The 20,621-nt window shown below is 72.3% G+C and carries 2 protein-coding genes; both read left to right on the top strand.

Going from position 1 to position 20,621, the window contains the following annotated elements:
* Positions 1–867 precede the first annotated feature (867 nt).
* A complete protein-coding gene (locus BKN51_RS09385; RefSeq protein ID WP_236781106.1) occupies positions 868–11,193 on the top strand; it encodes a type I polyketide synthase in 10,326 nt (3,441 codons plus the stop codon).
* 38 nt (positions 11,194–11,231) lie between these two features.
* Positions 11,232–20,591, top strand: coding sequence for a type I polyketide synthase (locus BKN51_RS09390; protein ID WP_101607283.1), 9,360 nt, complete (start codon positions 11,232–11,234; stop codon positions 20,589–20,591).
* The last annotated feature ends 30 nt before the right edge of the window (positions 20,592–20,621 follow it).

Below are 20,621 nucleotides of genomic sequence, written 5' to 3' on the forward strand. Positions count from 1 at the left end.
GGCTGGGAAGCCGGTGGAGCTGCCCACTTACGCGTTCCAGCATCAGCGCTACTGGCTGAACAACGAACTGCCCGCCGTTCGGCGAAGCGGTGCGGAAACGCCGGGCGAGGACTGGCGGTACCGGGTCAGCTGGGCGCCCGTCGCGGAGCCCGCGCCGGTGCGGCTCGGCGGGAACTGGCTCGTCGTGACGGCGGCGGGACAGTCTGGGCGCCCGCTCGTGCAGGAATGCCGCGACGCACTGGCGGACGCTGGTGCGGAGACGCGGACGCTGGAGCTGCCGGACGGCACCGGGGATCGCGGCGAGATCGCCGCCCTGGTGGCGGGCGACGAGTTGTCGGGCGTGCTTTCGCTGCTCTCGCTGGACGAAACGCACGGTCTGACGCAGACCGTTGCTCTGGTTCAGGCCCTCGGCGACCTTCAGTTCGAAGCTCCATTGTGGACGGTCACCAGTGGTGCGGTCGCGGCGGTTCCCGGTGAGGCGCCGAAGAATCCCGCACAGGCCGGTGTCTGGGGACTCGGCCGGGTCGCGGCGCTCGAACACCCCGACCGCTGGGGCGGACTCGTGGACGTACCCGCGACGCTGGCGGGTCGGGCCGCGAAGCGGTTGACGGCGCTCCTCGCCGGAGGCGGCGAGGACCAGGTCGCGATCCGCGAGACGGGTGTCCTCGGACGCAGGCTGCTGCGCGCCGCCACGCCGCGCGGTGGCGAAACGCCTTGGACACCAAGGGAAACCGCGCTGATCACCGGTGAGGCGGACAAGATCGGCGGGCACGTCGCCCGGCTGCTGGCCGACCGGGGCGCCTCGCGCGTCGTGTTGGCCGGGCGGCGCGGTCCGGACGCGGCGAGGCGGCGGCTTTCGCCGCGGAGCTGGCGGCGGCGGGCACCGCGGTCGACATCGTGGCCTGTGACACCGGGGTGCGGCCGGAGGTGGCCGCGGTCGTCGCCGGGCTCCGTTCGACGCTGTCCTCGGTGCTGCACACCGAAGAACTCATCGACGACCGGCCGATCGAGGACGCCGATCCGGCCGAACTGGACGCGGTGCTGGCGGCCAAGGCGGGCGCGGCGGCCTGGCTGCACGAACTGACCGCGGACCTCGACCTGGACGCGTTCGTGCTGACCTCGTCGGTCGCCGCGGTGTGGGGCGGCGGGCGGCAGCCCGGGTTCTCCGCGGCGAACGCCCGGCTCGACGCGCTGGCCGAGGCGCGGGTCGCCGTCGGGCTCCCGGCCACCTCGGTGGCATGGGGGCCGTGGGGCGCGGACGCGATGAACTCCGCCGCCGACCAGGCGCAGCTCGAACGCCGCGGCCTGTCGCCGCTGGCCCCGGACCGGGCGATCAGGATGCTGGCGCGGATCATGGACGCGCGCGAAGCGGTGGTCACCGTGGCGGACGTGGACTGGGCGAAGTTCGCTCCGCCGTTCACCCTGCGCCGTCCCAGCCCGCTGCTGGAAAACCTGCCGGAGGTGCGCACCGCCCTCACCGCCGGCGAGGCCTCGGCTGACCAGCAGGCGAGCGGCTCCCTGAAGCAGCAGCTCGCGGAACTGTCCGCGGCCGAGCAGGAACGGCTGCTGGTCACCCTGGTCCGGACCGAAGCGGCGGCGGTGCTCGACTACCCGTCCCCGTCGTCCATTCCGGCCTCCCGCGCGTTCAGCGAACTCGGCTTCGACTCGCTGACCGCTGTCGAACTGCGCAACCGCCTCGGCGCCGCCACCGGGCTGAAACTGCCCGCGACACTGCTTTTCGACTACCCGAACCCGACCACGCTGGCCGATTACCTCGGCACGGAACTGCTGGGCGCCGCGGAATCGGCTCCGGTCGCGACGGCAGCGACGGCGGCGCTGGACGACGACCCGGTGGTCATCGTCGGCATGAGCTGCCGTTTTCCCGGCGGCGTCCGGTCGCCGGAGGAGCTGTGGGAGCTGCTGGCGTCGGGCACGGACGCGATCGGCGCGTTCCCGCAGGACCGCGGATGGGAGCTGGACAGCCTCTACAACCCCGATCCGGAGCACACCGGCACCTCATACGTGCGGCAGGGCGGTTTCGTTTACGACGCGGCCGAATTCGACGCTGGGTTCTTCGGGATCAGTCCGCGCGAGGCGCTGGCGATGGACCCGCAGCAGCGGCTGCTGCTCGAAGTCTCCTGGGAGGCGCTGGAACGGTCCGGCGTCCCGGTGTCCTCGTTGCGGGGCAGCAAGACCGGGGTGTGGGCGGGGGCCAGCTTCACCGGCTACGGTCTCGCCGGTTCCAGCGCGGAGGAAGGCCTCGAAGGGCATCTGCTGACCGGCACCACCACGAGTGTGCTTTCCGGCCGGTTGTCCTACACCTTCGGGCTTGAAGGCCCCGCCGTCACGGTGGACACTGCCTGCTCTTCGGCGCTGGTCGCGGTCGATCTGGCCAGCCAGGCGCTGCGCTCGGGCGAATGCTCGCTGGCGCTGGCCGGCGGCGTGTTCGTGTCGGCCACTCCGGACCTGTTCGTCTGGGTCAGCCGGCAGCGCGGGCTTTCCCCGGACGGCCGGTCGAAGTCCTTCTCCGCCGAGGCGGACGGCATGGGCATCGCCGAGGGCGCGGGCGTGGTCGTGCTGGAGCGGCTGTCCGAGGCGCGCCGCAACGGGCATCCGGTGCTCGCGGTGGTCCGCGGCTCGGCGGTCAACCAGGACGGCGCGTCGAACGGGTTGACCGCGCCGAACGGTCCTTCGCAGCAGCGGGTGATCCGCGCGGCGCTGGCGAACGCCGGACTGTCCACTCAGGACGTCGACGTGGTCGAGGCGCACGGGTCCGGCACGTCGCTGGGCGACCCGATCGAGGCGCAGGCGGTCATCGCCACCTACGGCCAGGACCGGCCGCAGGACCGGCCGGTCTGGCTCGGCTCGGTCAAGTCGAACATCGGGCACCCGCAGGCCGCGGCAGGTATCGGCGGGCTGCTGAAGATGGTGCTGGCGCTGGGGCACAAGCAGCTGCCCAAGACCCTGCACGCCGACGAGCCGTCTCCGCACGTGGACTGGTCCGCGGGCGCGGTCGAACTGCTCACCGCGCAGCGGGAGTGGGAGGCCGAGGGCCGTCCGCGCCGGGGCGGGGTCTCGTCGTTCGGCGTCAGCGGCACCAACGCGCACATCATCCTGGAAGAGGCCCCCGAACCGGAGGCCACCGCAGACACGGAGCGCACTGCGGGCCCGCACGCGTGGACGGTTTCCGGTCGCACCGCGGAAAGCGTGCGCGCCCAGGCAGCCCGGCTCGCCGGGCACGTGGCCGCCCGCCCCGATCTCGACCCGGCGGACGTCGCGTGGTCGCTGGCGTCGACCCGCACGGTGTTCGAGTACCGCGCCGTGATCACCGGTACCGATCTCGCGGAACTGACTTCGGGGCTGGCCGCGGTGGCCGCCGGCGAGTCCGCTCCCGGCGTCGTGGTCGGCGCTTCGGCGGCGGCTGAGGAGAGCGAGCCGGTCTTCGTGTTCCCCGGACAGGGCGCGCAATGGGCGGGCATGGGCCGGGAACTTCTGGAGTCCTCGCCGGTTTTCGCGGCCCGGATGGCCGAATGCGAGCAGGCGCTGCGACCGTACGTGGACTGGTCGCTGACCGATGTGCTGCGGAACGAAGAAGATCTCGACCGCGCTGAGGTCGGTCAGCCCGCCCTGTGGGCGGTCATGGTTTCCCTCGCCGCGGTGTGGGCGGCGGCCGGGGTCGCGCCGAGCGCCGTGCTCGGGCATTCCCAGGGCGAGATCGCCGCGGCCACCGTCGCCGGGATCCTGTCGCTGGACGACGCGGCCAAGGTCGTCGCGGTCCGCAGCAAGGCGCTGTCCGGGCTGGGCGCCGAGGGCGGCATGCTCTCGGTCGTCATGCCCGCCGAGGCAGTGCGGGAACTGCTGGTGCGGTGGGAGGACCGGCTGGCGATCGCCGCGATCAACGGGCCCGCCGCCGCGGTGGTCTCCGGTGAGACCGAAGCACTCACCGAATTCGAACGGGAACTGGCGTCGCGCAAGGTGTTGCGTTGGCGCGTCCCGGTTTCCGATTTCGTGGCGCACTCCGCCGGGATCGCCGGGCTGGAGAACGAGCTGCTCGAAGGCCTGGCGGACATTCAGCCGCAGCCGGGCGAGTTCCCGCTGTTCTCCACGGTCGAATGCCGGTGGATGAACGGCGAGGAACTCGACGCCGCGTACTGGTTCGCCAACGTCCGCCGAACCGTCCGGTTCGACGAAGCGGTCCGGGCGCTGGCCGCAGCCGGGCACCGCGCCTTCGTCGAGGTGTCCCCGCAGCCGGTGCTGACCACCGGCATCGCCGAGACCATCGAGGACCTGGCAGTCCCGGGCGCCCCGGTGATCACCGGCACGGTGGAGCGGGAGCAGAGCGGCGTCGCGCGGCTGCTGGCCTCGCTGGCCCAGGTGTATGTCGGCGGCACCGCGGTGGACTGGCCCGCCGTGCTGCCCGCCGGACAGTGGGTGGACCTGCCGACGTATGCGTTCCAGCGCCAGCGGTACTGGCTGGCCGGGTCCAGTCTGTCCGGCCCCGCCCCGGTGTCCGGCGACGGCGCCGTCTCCGCCGCGGACGCCCAGTTCTGGGCTGCCGTCGAGGAAGGAGATTTGGGACGGCTGGGCGGCGCTTTCGCGGTGGACGCGCAGCGTTCCTTCCACGAGGTGCTTCCCGCGCTCGCGGCCTGGCGCCGACGGGAGCAGGACCGGGACATCACCGGGAACTGGCGTTACCGCGTCACCTGGCGTCCGGTCGCCGATCCGGCTCCCACGCCGCTGACCGGGACCTGGCTGGCGGTCGTGCCGACCGGACACGGCGATGACGCTCTGGTGCGCGCGTGCGTCGAGGCGCTCGCCGCCCGCGGCGCGGACGTGACCGAGCTCGAAGTCGACGCGAGCACCGCCACCCGTGAAGAACTGGCGACCGCGGTCGCCGGGCCGCTGACCGGAGTGGTCTCGCTGCTCGCGCTGGACGAGACTCCGCTCGCGGGAGCGTCGGTGGTGCCGGGCGGACTGGCGGGTACCACGACGCTGATCCAAGCGCTGGCCGACGCGGATGTCACCGCGCCGCTGTGGCTGGTCACCACGGGCGCGATCGCCACCGGGCCGGGGGACGTGCTGACCCGGCCGGTGCAGACCCAGACCCGCGGCCTCGGCCGGGTGCTGCTGCTGGAGCAGCCGGACCGCTGGGGCGGGATGATCGACCTGCCCGCCGTGCTCGACGAGCGCACCGCGAACCGGCTGTGCGCGGTGCTCGCCGGCTGCGGTGAGGACGAGGTGGCGCTGCGGCCCGCGGGCATTCTCGGCCGCCGCATCGTGCGCGCGCCGCAGCCCGCCGAGCGGGAATGGCGGCCGCGCGGCACCACGCTGATCACCGGCGGCACCGGCGCGGTCGGCGGCCGGGTGGCCCGCTGGCTGGCCGAGCAGGGCGCGGAGAAGGTGGTGCTGACCAGCCGTTCCGGAGCCTCGGCCGAAGGCGCGGCGGCGTTGGCCGCCACGCTGGCCGACGCCGGGACCGCGGTGGAGATCACCGGCTGCGACGCGGCATCGCGCGCCGACCTGTCCGGAGTGATCGACCGCATCGGGGCCGACGGACCCGCGCTCACCGCGGTGATGCACACCGCAGGGGTGCTGGACGACGGCGTGCTCGACCGGATGACCACCGACCGGCTCGCCAGTGCGCTGTCGGCCAAGGCCGGCGGCGCGGCGCACCTCGACGAGCTGACCGCAGAGCTGCCGCTCGATGCGTTCGTGCTGTTCTCCTCGGCCGCCGCGACCTTCGGCGGCGCCGGTCAGGCCAACTACGCGGCCGCGAACGCCTATCTGGACGGCTTGGCGGAGAACCGGCGTTCGCGTGGCTTGCCCGCGCTGTCGGTGGCGTGGGGACCCTGGTCCGGCGGCGGTGTTTCGCAGGCCAGCGAAGCCGCCCGCGCCCGGCTGCGCCGCAACCACTGGGAAGTCCTGATCGACCCGGACCTGGGCGTCAAGGCGCTGGCCGGGGCGATGGCCGGACCGGACACCGTGCTGACCGTGATGGACCTGGACTGGCCCGCGCTCGCCGCCGCGCCCGGACAGGCCGCCATCCTGGACCTGCCGTTCGTGCGCGACCTGCCGGACGCGCAGCGGTTGAAGGCCGGGCTCGAGGCCGACGGCGGCGCGCAGCGCGACGCGGGCGAACTGGCCCAGGGCCTCGCGGGCCGCTCCCGCGCCGAACAAGACCGGCTGCTGGTGGACCTGATCCGCGCCGAGGCGGCCGCCGTGCTCGGCTACGCGGGGCCGCAGGACGTGGAGCCGAGCCGCGCGTTCAGCGAACTGGGCTTCGACTCGCTGACCTCGGTCGAACTGCGGAACCGGATTTCGGCCGCGGCGGGCGTGCCGCTGCCCGCGACGCTGATGTTCGACTATCCGACCCCGACGGTGCTGGCCGAGCACCTGCGCACCACGCTGCTCGGCGCCCAGCCCGCGAGCCCGGCCGAACTGCCTTCGGCGGCGGCCGTCGACGACGATCCGATCGCGCTGGTGGCGATGAGCTGCCGCTTCCCCGGGGACGTCAACAGCCCCGAGGAGCTGTGGGATCTGCTGGCCGCCGGGGGCGACGGGATCTCCGAGTTCCCGGCCGACCGCGGCTGGGACGCGGCCGCGCTGTTCGACCCGGACCCGGCGAACCCCGGCACCACCTACGCACGCCACGGCGGCTTCCTCCACCAGGCCACCGCGTTCGACCCGGGCTTCTTCGGGATCAGCCCGCGCGAGGCGCTGGCGATGGACCCGCAGCAGCGGCTGCTGCTCGAACTGTCCTGGGAGGCGCTGGAATCCGCCGGACTGGACCCGGTCGCGCTGCGCGGTTCGCGCACCGGCGTGTTCATCGGCGGCTACTCCTCGAACTACGCGATGGTCAGCATGCAGCTGGCCGCGCAGAACGGCGCCGAAGCGGTCGAAGGCCACCTGATCAGCGGCAACGCGACCAGCATCATCTCCGGCCGGATCTCCTACACACTCGGTCTCGAAGGCCCGGCGCTCACCGTGGACACCGCGTGCTCGTCGTCGCTGGTGGCACTGCACACGGCGAGGCAGGCGCTGCGCACCGGCGAATGCTCGCTGGCGCTGGTCGGCGGCGTGTCGGTGATGGCCACGCCGTGGGAGATGGTCGGCTTCGCCCGCCAGCGCGGCATCGCGGCGGACGGCCGGTCCAAGGCGTTCTCCGAAGCTGCCGACGGCATGGGCATGGGCGAAGGCGCGGGCATCCTCGTGCTGGAACGCCTTTCCGACGCTAGGCGCAACGGGCATGCGGTGCTGGCCGTGGTGGCGGGTTCGGCGGTGAACCAGGACGGTGCGTCGAATGGTTTGACGGCGCCGAATGGTCCTTCGCAGCAGCGGGTGATTCGGGCGGCGCTGGTGAATGCCGGGTTGTCGGCGTCCGATGTGGACGTGGTGGAGGCGCACGGTACGGGGACGCCGTTGGGCGACCCGATCGAGGCGCAGGCGTTGCTCGCGACCTATGGACAGGAACGGGCCGGGCGGGACCCGCTGTGGCTGGGTTCGGTGAAGTCGAACATCGGGCACACGCAGGCGGCCGCCGGTGTCGCTGGCGTGATCAAGATGGTGTTGGCGTTGCAGAACAAGGAACTTCCGCGGACGTTGCACGCCGAGACGCCGTCGTCGCATGTGGACTGGACGGCGGGCGAGGTCCGGTTGTTGACGGAGAACGTGGCCTGGGAGTCGGGGCGGACTCGCCGGGCGGGCGTGTCGGCGTTCGGCATCAGCGGGACCAACGCGCACGTCATCATCGAGGAAGCTCCCGAGGAAGAGGCTGCCGAGGTCGTGGCGACGGACGAGCCGACGGTGTGGGTGGTGTCGGGTCGTTCGGCGGACGGGCTGACGGCGCAGGCCGCGCGGCTTCGCGAGCGGGTCGTCGGGCGTGGGCTGGATCCGGTGGATGTCGGCTGGGCGTTGGCCACCACGCGGTCGGTGTTTGACCATCGGGCCGTCGTGTTCGGCGACGATCTCCTGAGCGGGCTGGACAGTCTGGCCGCGGGGGAGTCCGTCGGGTCGGTTGTTTCGGGCGCCGCCGATCCGGGTGTTCGGGTGGGTTTGGTGTTCGCGGGTCAGGGTTCGCAGTGGGCTGGTATGGGCCGGGCACTGTATGAGTCGAGTGCGGTGTTCGCCCAGGTCTTTGACCGGGTTTCGGGTTTGTTGGAGCTGGAGCTGGGTGTTTCGGTTCGGGACGTGGTGCTGGATTCGGAGACGCCGGGCAGTGATCAGACTTTGTATGCGCAGGCTGGGTTGTTCGCCTTTGAGGTGGCGTTGTTCGAGGTGTTGCGGGCGGCCGGGGTTCGGGCGGATGCGGTGGTCGGGCATTCGGTAGGTGAGATTGCGGCAGCACACGCGGCTGGCGTGTTGTCTCTGTCGGATGCGTGTCGTCTGGTTGCTACTCGTGCTCGGTTGATGCAGGCGTTGCCGGTGGGTGGTGCTATGGCGGCGATCAACGCGCCGGAGGGTGAGGTCGTTGAGACCTTGACAGATGGGGTGTCGATAGCGGCGGTCAATGGGCCGGAGTCGGTGGTGGTCTCTGGTGAAGTCGATGCGGTCGAACAGATCGTGGCGCTCTGGAAGGAGCGCGGGAACCGGGTTCGGCGGCTGCGGGTGAGTCACGCGTTCCACTCGGCGGCGATGGATCCGGTGCTGGATGAGCTGCGTCAGGTGGCTGAAGGGCTCACGTACGAGCGTCCGGAATTGTTGTGGGCGGGTGCGTTGACCGGTGAGCTGGTCGCTGACTGCGAGGCCGGTTATTGGCCCGCGCAGACGCGTCGCCCGGTGCGGTTCGGGGACGCGGTGGAGTCCCTTGTGGCGCAGGGGATTTCGGTGTTCCTGGAGGTCGGGCCGGACGGTTCGCTGTCGGCGTTGGGTTCGGCGGCCGGGTTCGTGCCGTTGCAGCGCAAGGACGGCACCGGCCTGATCGCCGGGCTGGCGCGGGCTTTCGTGCAGGGGGTGAGTGTCGACTGGAGTGCGCTGATTCCCCAGGGGAACCGCGCGCAGCTGCCGACGTATGCCTTCCAGCACAAGCGCTACTGGCCGCAGGGCGTGCAGACGCGACCGGGCACCGCGACGGGTTCGGCGGCGGACGCAGAGTTCTGGGCCGCGGTGGAGAGTGGCGATCTGACCGAACTCGCCGACACCTTGTCCCTTGAGGACAGTGCGCAGCTCGGCGAGGTGCTGCCCGCACTGGTCTCCTGGCGCAAACGTGAACACGACCGCACGGCCACCGCGGACTGGCGTTACCGCGTGAGCTGGGCGTCGATCCCGGAGCCTGCCGCGCATACGTTGTCCGGGCGCTGGATCGTGGTGCGCACCCCGGACCAGGCCGGGCACGAGTTGGCGCGGACCTGTCTGCGTGTGCTGGCCGAGTACGGCGCCGAGGTGAGCGTGCTGGAAGCGGTGGAGAGCACCGACGTGGCGGCCATGACCGCGCGGATCGAGGACGTCGTCGGCGACGGCGCGGTCTCCGGGCTGGTGTCGCTGCTGGCGCTGGACGAGACTCCGGCGCCCGGCTTCCCGAACCTGGTCAATGGGGTGGCCGGGACCCAGACGCTCATCCAGGCGATGATCGCGCTGCACCTGCCCGCTCCCTTGTGGACGCTCACCCGGGGCGCGGTGTCCGCTCTTCCCGGCGAGCCGACTGAGAATCCGGAGCAGTCGCAGGTATGGGGCGTGGCCAGGGTCGCGGTGCTGGAGCACCCCGACCATGGCGGCGGCATGATCGACGTGCCGGTCGAGTTCGACGACACGGCCGCGCGACGGCTGTGCGCGCTGCTGGCCGACTCTGACGGCGAAGACCAGCTCGCGATCCGCGAGAACGGGATCTTCGGCCGTCGTCTCGGCCGGGCCGGTGCGCCCAAGGGCGCGGCGGGGCGGTTCGCGCCGTCCGGCACCGCGCTGATCACCGGCGGCACCGGCGCGATCGGCGGGCACGTGTCCCGCTGGCTCGGCGAGCGCGGCGTCGAACGGCTCGTGGTGACCAGCCGCTCCGGCGCCACCGCGGCGGGGGCACCGGCGCTGGCCGCCGAACTGGCCGGCGAGGGCACTGCGGTCGAGGTGTTCGCCTGCGACGCCGCTGTCGAGTCCGAGCTGGCCGGAGTGCTGACCCGGATCGGGCACGACGGCCCGCCGTTGAAGGTGGTCATGCACGCCGCGGGCGTGGCGCAAGCGACGCCGCTGGACGAGATTTCCCTGGCGGAACTGGCGACCGTGCTGGCGGCCAAGGCCGACGGCGCGGCCGCGCTGGACCGGCTGACCGCGGGGATCGAGTTGGACGCGTTCGTGCTGTTCTCCTCGATCGCGGCGACCTGGGGCAGCGGCATGCAGGCCAGCTACGCTGCCGCCAACTGCTACCTGGACGCGCTGGTGGAGAACCGGCTCGCCCGCGGCCTCGCCGCCACTTCGGTGGCTTGGGGTCCGTGGGGCGGCGGCGGAATGACCGACGTCGAGGACGCGGCGCTGCTGAGCCGTCGCGGGCTCGGCATGCTCGATCCCGGCCACGCGGTCAACGCGCTGGCGCAGGTGCTCGACAGCGGCGAGAGCCTGACGGTCGTCGCCGACGTGGACTGGGGCCGGTTCGCGCCGCCGTTCACCCTGCGCCGCCCGAGCCGGCTCATCGAAAGCCTTCCCGACGTCGTCGAGGCGTTGGAGAGCCGGGACGAGGAGCCGGGCGTGGCCGCGGGCAACGCGCTGGCCGGGAAGCTGTCCGGGCTTTCCCAGGCCGAACAGCAGCGGCTGCTGGTCGACCTGGTGCGCGCCGAGGCGGCGACCGTCCTCGGGCACGAGAAGGACGTCGTGGAGGCCGACCGGTCCTTCAGCGATCTCGGCGCCGACTCGCTCACCGCGGTGGAACTGCGCGACCGGCTGGGTTCGAGCACCGGGATGTCGTTGCCCAGCACGCTGTTGTTCGACTACCCGACTCCGGCCGCGCTCGCCGAACACCTGCGGACGAGCCTGGTCGCGGAGGTCAGCGCGGTCGCCCCGGTGCTCGCCGAACTGGACAAGCTGCAAGGCCTGCTCGACGGGCTGGCCACCGCGGACGAGTCCGCGCTGATCACCAACCGGCTCGAAGTCGTGCTGGCGAAGTGGAAAGAAGCGAAGGAAAACCACGCCGGCGACGGCGTCGAGGAGAAGCTCGAATCGTCTTCGGACGACGAAGTCTTCGACTTCATCGGCAAAGAACTCGGCATCTACTGACCAGACGAAGACGCGACTTCCTCCACGGGGTGACGTAAGTGAACGAAGACAAGCTCCGCTACTTCCTCAAGCGGGTGACCGCCAGCCTGCACGAAACGCGGCAGCGCCTACAGGAGGTGGAATCCTCCGGCGAGGAGCCGATCGCCATCGTCGGCATGAGCTGCCGGTTCCCCGGCGGCGTGGCGACGCCGGAGGACCTGTGGGAGCTGCTGTCCGACGGGCGCGAGTCGGTCGCCGAACTGCCGCGAGACCGCGGCTGGGACGTCACCGCCGCGGAGGTGCGCGAGGGCAACTTCGTCGACGACGCCACCGGTTTCGACGCCGGGTTCTTCGGGATCAGTCCGCGCGAGGCGCTTTCGATGGACCCGCAGCAGCGGTTGCTGCTGGAGGTGGTGTGGGAGGCGTTGGAGCGCGCCGGGATCGACCCGGCCTCGCTGCGGGGATCCGCGACGGGTGTGTTCGCCGGCGCGTCCGGTTCGGGCTACGGCTGGCTTTCGGGCAAGCAGGGCGAGCACGACGGACAAGTGATGACCGGCAATGCCACGAGCATTCTGTCCGGCCGGATCTCCTACACGCTGGGACTGGAGGGGCCCGCGATCACGGTGGACACGGCGTGCTCTTCGTCGCTGGTTTCGCTGCACCTGGCCTGCCAGGCGTTGCGCTCGCGAGAGTGCTCGATGGCGTTGGTCGGCGGTGCCTTTGTCGCGGCTACTCCGGTGCTGTTCACCGACTTCAGCACGTCGCTCGGGCTTTCCCCGGACGGCCGGTGCAAGACGTTCGGCGCGGGCGCGGACGGCATGGGCGTCGCCGAGGGCGCGGGTGTCGTGGTGGTCGAGCGGCTGTCGGACGCGCGGCGCAACGGGCACCTGATTTTGGCGGTGGTGCGGGGTTCGGCGGTGAACCAGGACGGCGCTTCGAACGGGTTGACCGCGCCGAATGGTCCTTCGCAGCAGCGGGTGATCCGGGCGGCGTTGGCGAGTGCGCGTTTGTCCACTGAGGACGTTGACGTGGTGGAGGCGCACGGGACCGGTACGCCGCTGGGCGACCCCATTGAGGCGCAGGCGTTGCTGGCGACTTATGGTCAGGGCCGGCCGGAGGGGCGGCCGTTGTGGCTGGGTTCGGTGAAGTCGAACATCGGGCACACCCAGCAGGCCGCGGGCATGGCCGGGATCATCAAAACCGTGCTGTCGCTGCGCAATCAGGAACTGCCGCGCACCTTGCACGTGGAAGAACCGACCACGCACGTGGACTGGTCGGCCGGGGAGGTCCGGCTGCTGGCCGAGCCGGTGCCGTGGCCGGAGGGGGAGCGGGTGCGCCGGGCCGGGGTGTCGGCGTTCGGCATGAGCGGCACCAACGTGCACATCATCGTCGAGGAGGCTCCGGCCGCCGAAGAGACCGCGCCCGAGCCGGACGCTCCGGAAGAGGAAGTGCCGGAGGGCGCGGACGAGCGGGTTCCGGTACTGGAGTCGGGCGGGTTGACCGCGTGGCCGGTGTCGGGGCGTTCGGCGAGCGGGCTGGCGGCGCAGTGGGATCGGCTGGCGGCGTGGGTCGGGGTTCGTCCGGAGCTGGACCCGGCGGACGTGGGTTGGTCGCTGGCGGCGACGCGGTCTTCGTTCGAGCATCGTTCCGTGACGGTCGGCGGGGATTTGGGTTCTCTCTTGTCGGGTGCGGCGGTGCGTGGGGTGGCGCGTTCTGGCGCGCGTGCGGTGTTTGTGTTCGGTGGGCAGGGTGCGCAGTGGGTGGGCATGGGCCGTGCGCTCCTGGCGGAGAGTCCTGTTTTCGCCGATCGGTTCGTGGAGTGCGAGCGGGCGTTGGTGTCCTGTGTGGATTGGTCGCCGCGTGAAGTGTTGACCGAGGCTGCGGAGCTGGGGTCGGCGGCGGTGGTGCAGCCGTTGTTGTGGGCGGTGATGGTGTCGTTGGCGGCGGTGTGGGAGGCCGCGGGCGTCGAACCTGAGGCCGTGGTGGGGCACTCTCAGGGTGAGGTCGCGGCGGCGACGGTGGCGGGGATGTTGTCGCTGGACGACGCGGCGCGAGTGGTGACTGCGCGGTCCCGTGGCTTGTCCGGGCTGTCGGCGGAAGGGTCGATGGTGTCGGTGGTCGCGCCGGTCGGTTCGGTGCGCGAGTTGGTGCAGCGGTGGGGTGATCGGTTGTCGGTGGCGGCGGTGAACGGTCCTGCGGCGACGGTGGTGTCCGGTGATCCGGAGGCGCTGGCGGAGTTTGAGCGGGAGCTGGCGTCGCGGAAGATGCTTCGTTGGCGTGTCCCGGAGACGGACTTCGTGGCGCACTCCTCGGCGGTCGAACCGCTGGAGGCCGTGCTGGCCGACGAACTCGGCGGGATCTCTCCGCGGGCCGGTCGGGTGCCGATGATGTCGACGGTGACCGGCGGGTGGGTGTCCGGGGAGGAGCTGGGCGCCGGCTATTGGTACCGGAATCTGCGGCAGACGGTGCAGTTCGAGAGTGCGGCTCGGGCGTTGCTGGCGGCGGGCTTCGATTCCTTTGTGGAGGTTTCCCCGCATCCGGTGTTGACGGCCTCGGTCACCGAGACCGCGGAAGACGCCGGGGTCGCGGGTGTGGTGACGGTCGGGACCGTCGAGCGGGACAACGCGGGCGCCGCGCGGTTGCTGACGGCGTTCGCGGAAGGCTTCGTGCACGGTCTGCCGGTGGACTGGTCCGCCGTGCTGCCGGCTGGGAAGCCGGTGGAGCTGCCCACCTACGCGTTCCAGCACCAGCGCTACTGGATGGAGGCCGCTTCGGGCGGCGACGGCGCGGGAACGGTCGCGGAGACGCGGTTCTGGGCGGCGGTCGAGGGCGGCGATCTCGCGCACCTGACCGAGGTGCTGGAGCTGGAGGACGAGCGTCCGGTCGGCCAGGTGCTGGAGGCGCTGACCTCGTGGCGGCACCGGGAACTGGGCCGGGCAGCGACCGAGAACTGGCGCTACCGCACCATCTGGACCCCGGTGGCCGATCCGGCCCCGGTTTCCCTCGACGGCATTTGGACGGTGCTCACCGCAGACGCGGCCGACGCTCTCACCGCGAGCTGTGTGCGGGCGCTCGAGGCCCGCGGCGCGGAGGTGCTGGTCGCCGAGCTGCCCGATGGGGTTGTCACGCGCGAAGAAGTCACCGAGTTCCTCGACGAGGTGCTGCCGGTGACGCAGCCCGCCGGGGTGCTGTCGCTGCTCGCGATCGACGAGACGCCGATACCCGAACACCCCGTCCTGACACGGGGACTGGCGCGGACGCTTTCCGTGGCGCAGGTGCTGGTGGACCTGGAGGTCGAGGCGCAGCTGTGGGTGGCCACGCAGGGCGCGCTCGCCGCCGCGGCCGACGACACCGTGCCGAATCCGGTGCAGGTGCAGGCGTGGGGGCTCGGCCGGGTGGTCGGCCTGGAGCATCCCGAAGCCTGGGGCGGTCTGCTCGATCTGCCCGCAGAACTCGACGATGCGGCCGGCGGCCGGCTCACCGCGGTGCTCGCCGGCTGCGGCGAGGACCAGGTCGCGATCCGCGCCGGCGGCCTCCTCGGGCGGCGGCTGGCCAGGGCGGACCGGCCGAAGACGACGGACCGGACGTGGACCCCGCGCGGGACGGCGCTGGTCACCGGCGGCACCGGCGCGATCGGCGGGCACGCAGCCCGCTGGCTGACCCGCCGCGACGCCGAACGCGTTGTGCTGACCAGCCGTTCCGGACCGGCCGCCGGGCACATGCCCGCCCTCGCCGCGGAGTTGGCCGCGGCGGGCACCCGGGTGGACGTCGTCGCCTGCGACGCGGGCAACCGGGCGGAGCTGGCCGGGCTGCTGGACTGGACCGCGCGGACCGGACCCGCGGTGTCCTCGGTGCTGCACACCGCGGGCATCGGGCAGGCCACCACGGTCGCGGAGACCGATCTCGCCGAGACGGCCGCCGTGCTCGCGGCGAAGGTCGCGGGCGCGGTGCATCTCGACGCGCTGACCCGGGATTTCGACCTCGACGCGTTCGTGCTGTTCTCCTCGATCTCCGCGACCTGGGGCAGCGGACTGCAACCCGCATACGGCGCCGCGAACACCTTCCTGGACTCCCTCGCCGAACAGCGCCGGGCCGCGGGCCTGCCCGCCACCTCCGTGGCGTGGGGTTCGTGGGGCGGCGGCGGCATGACCGACTCCGACGGTGCCGCGCAAGGCATCCGACGCGGTCTGCTGGTGATGGACCAGAACCGCGCCATCGAAGCTCTCGGCCAGATCCTCGACGGCGACGAGGGCCGGCTGACCGTCGCCGACATCGACTGGGCGCGGTTCGCTCCGCCCTTCACACTGCGCCGCCCGAGCCCGCTGATCGAGAGCCTCCCGGAGGTCCGCGAGGCGCTTGACGGGCCGGAGGGCGCCGCCGCTGCGGACGACGCGACGCTGCGGCAGGAACTCGCCGGGCTGTCGAAGTCCGAGCGGAACCGGCTGCTGGTCGGGCTCGTCCAGGCGAAGGCCGCCGACGTGCTTGGCTACGCCTCGCCCGACGAGGTGGACGCCGCCCGTGCGTTCAGCGACCTCGGTTTCGACTCGCTGACCTCGGTGGAACTGCGCAACCGGCTCAGCGCCGCCACCGGGCTCGCTCTCCCGGCGACGCTGCTGTTCGACGCGCCCACCCCGAACGCCGCCGCCGCGTTCCTGCTGGCGAAGGTGTCCGGCGCGGACGAGACCGCCGCGCAGGCGCCGGTCGCGGCGGCGGTCACCGACGAACCGCTGGCGATCGTCGGGATGAGCTGCCGGTACCCGGGCGGCGTCACCGGCCCCGAGGACCTGTGGAACCTGGTGGCCGCCGGGACCGACGCCATTTCGGTACTGCCCGGCGACCGCAACTGGGTGGTCGAGGACATGCCGACCAGCGGCGACGGCTACTCCGGGAAACCGGTCCGGTCCGGCGGATTCGTGTACGACGCCACCGGTTTCGACGCCGGGTTCTTCGGGATCAGCCCGCGCGAGGCGGTCTCGATGGACCCGCAGCAGCGGTTGCTGCTGGAGGTGGCGTGGGAATCGCTGGAGCGCGCCGGGATCGACCCGGCGTCGCTGCGGGGTTCCGCGACCGGCGTGTTCGCCGGTGCGTCCGCCTCTGGCTACGGCTGGAGCTCCGGGCTGCAGGGCGAACTGGACGGGCACCTGGTCACCGGCATCTCCACCAGCGTGGTGTCCGGCCGGGTCGCCTACGTGATGGGGCTGGAAGGCCCCGCGGTCACCGTGGACACCGCGTGCTCGTCGTCGTTGGTGGCGCTGCACCTGGCCTGCCAGGCGGTGCGCTCCGGGGAATGCTCCCTGGCGCTGGCCGGCGGTGTGATGGTGGCGGCGAGCCCGCTGCTGTTCAACCAGTTCAGCCGGCAGATGGGGCTCGCGCCGGACGGACGGTGCAAGCCGTTCGGCTCCGGCGCGGACGGCATGGGCCTCAGCGAGGGCGCGGGCATGCTGGTGGTGGAACGGCTTTCCGACGCCGAACGCAACGGGCACCGGATTCTGGCCGTGGTGCGGGGTTCGGCGGTGAACCAGGACGGCGCTTCGAACGGGTTGACCGCGCCGAATGGTCCTTCGCAGCAGCGGGTGATCCGGGCGGCGTTGGCGAGTGCGCGTTTGTCCACTGAGGACGTTGACGTGGTGGAGGCGCACGGGACCGGTACGCCGCTGGGCGACCCGATCGAGGCGCAGGCGTTGCTCGCCACCTATGGCCAGGGCCGGCCGGAGGGGCGGCCGTTGTGGCTGGGTTCGGTGAAGTCGAACATCGGGCACTCGCAGGCCGCGGCCGGCGTGGCGGGCGTGATCAAGATGGTGCAGGCGTTGCGGAACCGGGAGCTGCCGCGCACCCTCCACGCCGACGAGCGTTCGCCGCATGTGGACTGGGCGTCCGGCGAGGTGCGGCTGCTGACCGAGAACAAGCCGTGGGCTGCGGAGGACCGGCCGCGCCGGGCGGGGGTGTCCTCGTTCGGGATGAGCGGGACCAACGCGCACCTCATTCTCGAGGAGGCGCCGGAGCCGGTCGCGGCGGAGATCGTCGACGAGCGGGTTCCCGTCGTCACGGGCGGGCTGACCGCGTGGCCGGTGTCGGGCCGTTCGGCGAACGGCCTGGCAGCACAGGGGAATCGGCTCGCGGCGTGGATCGATGCCCGCGCGGAGCTGGACCCGGTCGACGTGGGCTGGTCGCTGGCGGCGACGCGGTCGGCGTTCGAGCACCGGTCCGTGACGGTCGGCGGCGACCTGGCGTCGCTGCGGTCGGGTGTGCCGGTGCACGGTGTCGCGCGATCTGGCGTGCGTCCGGTGTTCGTGTTCGGTGGGCAGGGTGCGCAGTGGACCGGCATGGGCTGCGCGTTGCTGGACGAGAGCCCGGTGTTCGCGGCGCGGTTCGCCGAGTGCGAGCGGGCGTTGGCGTCCTGTGTCGACTGGTCCGCGCGGGAAGTGCTGCTGGACCCGGCGAAACTCGCGTCGGCGGAAGTCGTGCAGCCGGTCCTGTGGGCGGTGATGGTTTCCCTGGCCGCCGTGTGGGAAGCGGCGGGCGTCGAACCCGAGGCCGTGGTGGGGCATTCGCAGGGTGAGGTCGCGGCGGCGACGGTGGCGGGGATGTTGTCGCTGGACGACGCGGCGCGAGTGGTGACTGCGCGGTCCCGTGGCTTGTCCGGGCTGTCGGTCGAGGGGTCGATGGTGTCGGTGGTCGCGCCGGTCGGTTCGGTGGCCGAACTGATGGTGCGGTGGGAGGACCGGCTGTCGGTGGCGGCGGTGAACGGTCCTGCCGCGACGGTGGTATCCGGCGATCCGGAGGCGCTGGCGGAGTTCGAGCGGGAGCTGGCTTCGCGGAAGATGCTTCGTTGGCGTGTCCCGGAGACGGACTTCGTGGCGCACTCCTCGGCGGTCGAACCGCTGGAGGCCGTGCTGGCCGACGAACTCGGCGGGATCTCTCCGCAGGCCGGTCGGGTGCCGATGATGTCGACGGTGACCGGCGAGTGGGTGTCCGGGGAGGAGCTGGGCGCCGGCTATTGGTACCGGAATCTGCGGCAGACGGTGCAGTTCGAGAGTGCGACTCGGGCGTTGCTGGCGGCGGACTTCGATTCCTTTGTGGAGGTGTCCCCGCATCCGGTGCTGGTCGCGTCGGTGACCGAAACTGCTGAGGACGCCGGGGTTTCCGGTGTCATCGCGGTCGGCACGGTCGAGCGGGACAACGCCGGTGCGGAGCGGTTGCTGACGGCGTTCGCGGAGGCGTTCGTGCACGGCCTTTCGGTGGCCTGGGCCAAGATCCTGCCGGTCGGGAAGCCGGTGGAGCTGCCCACCTACGCGTTCCAGCACCAGCACTACTGGCTGGAGCCCGCGCCGGGCGGCGAGGCCGTGGGCACGGTGGCCGAGGCCCGGTTCTGGGCCGCGGTCGAGGGCGGCGACCTCGCGCAGCTGACCGAGGTGCTGGAACTGGACGACCAGCGCCCGGTCGGCGAGGTGCTGGAGGCGCTGACCTCGTGGCGGCACCGCGAACTGGGCCGGGCCGCGACAGGCAACTGGCGCTACCGCACCGTCTGGGCGCCGATCACCGACCCCGACCCCGTCACTCTCGACGGGACCTGGGCGATCGTCGCGCCGAGCGGCCGGCAGCTCGCCAGCGACTGCGAAGCCGCTCTGCGGGCTCGCGGCGCCGAGGTGCTGCTGCTCTCGCCCGAAGACCCGATCCCCGGCAGCGAACTCAGCGGAATCCTCTCGCTGCTGGCACTCGACGAGACCCCGACGCCGGGCAATCCCGCGCTGAACAAGGGATTGGCCGCGACCATCGACCTGGTGCGGGCACTGGGCGACGCGCAGCCGGACACGCCACTGTGGACGGTCACCTCGGGTGCGGTCGCCACCGCGCCGGGCACGCCGCTGACGAACCCGGTGCAGGCGCAGGTCTGGGGCTTCGGCCGGGTCGCCGCGCTGGAACACCCCCACCGGTGGGGCGGTCTGCTCGACCTGCCCGCCACCCTCGACGACCGCACGGCGGGCCTGCTGGCCGCGGTGCTGGCCGACACTGGGGAAGACCAGGTCGCGATCCGCACCGCGGGGATCCACGGCCGTCGGCTCGAACGCGCCCCGCGCACAGGGGACGCGGCGGCGCCGTGGATGTCGCTGGGCACCGCGTTGATCACCGGCGGCACCGGCGCGATCGGCGGCCGGGTGGCCGGCCTGCTGGCCGCCCGCGGCGCCGAACGGCTGGTGCTGGCCAGCCGCACCGGGCCCAGTGAGGGCGTCGTCGCGCTGGCCGCCGGGCTCGCCGCGCAGGGAGCCGACGTGGAGGTGGTGGCCTGCGACGCGGGCAGCCGGCCCGACCTGGCCGGGCTGCTGGACCGGATCGCCGCGACCGGGCCCGCGCTCTCCAGCGTGGTGCACGCCGCGGGTATCGGGCAGTTCGGCGCCATCGCCGACACCGACCCGGCCGAGGCGGCCTCGGTGCTGGCAGCGAAGGTCGAGGGCGCGCGGCATCTGGACGAGCTGACCCGCGACGCCGATCTCGACGCGTTCGTGCTCTTCTCCTCGATCTCGGCGACCTGGGGCAGCGCCATGCAGTCGGTGTACGCGGCGGCCAACGCCTACCTGGACGCGCTCGCGGAAAACCGCGCGGCCCGCGGCGAACCCGCGACCTCGGTGGCGTGGGGTCCGTGGGGCGGTGGCGGTCTGACCAGCGAGGAAGGCATCGCGCAGCTGGCGCGCGGCGGGTTCTCCATCCTGGAACCCGGACAGGCGATCCAGGTGCTCGCGCAGCTCGTCGACGAGGGCGCGGCCCAGACGACGGTGGTCGACGTGGACTGGGCGACCTTCGCTCCGACGTTCACGCTGCGCAGGCGCAGCCCGCTGGTCGAAAACCTGCCGGAAGTGCGGCAGGCGCTGGACGACTCCGCGGACGGCCCGGCCGGGGCCGGCGCGACGGACCTCGCCGAACGGCTGGCCGGACTGTCCCGCGCCGAACAGGTGCGGGTGCTGGTCTCGCTGGTCCAGGCGGAGGCGGCGGCCGTGCTTTCCTACGCCTCGGCCGACGACGTGGAAGCCACCCGCGCGTTCAGCGACCTCGGTTTCGACTCGCTGACCTCGGTGGAGCTGCGCAACCGGCTCGGCGAGGCGACCGGGCTGCGGCTGCCCGCGACCCTGCTGTTCGACTGCCCGACCCCGGCCGCGGTGGCCGGCCACCTGTGGTCCGAGCAGTTCCAGGACGAGGCTCGGCCTGCCTCGCTGGTGGAGGAGGTCGACCGGCTCGGCTCGCTGCTGACCGAGGCGGCGCCGGACGAGAAGACCCACGAACTGATCGCCGAGCGTCTCCAGAGCCTGCTTTCCCGCTGGACCGACGCGGGAGCCCGCGACGGACGGGCGAACGCCGCGGAGAAGCTCGGCTCCGCCTCCGACGAGGAAATCTTCGACTTCATCCACACCGAACTCGGCCGGTGATCCCGCGCTTTCGCGCATCCGCGCTGGTGT

This window comes from Amycolatopsis sp. BJA-103 (assembly GCF_002849735.1).
Lineage (GTDB): Bacteria > Actinomycetota > Actinomycetes > Mycobacteriales > Pseudonocardiaceae > Amycolatopsis.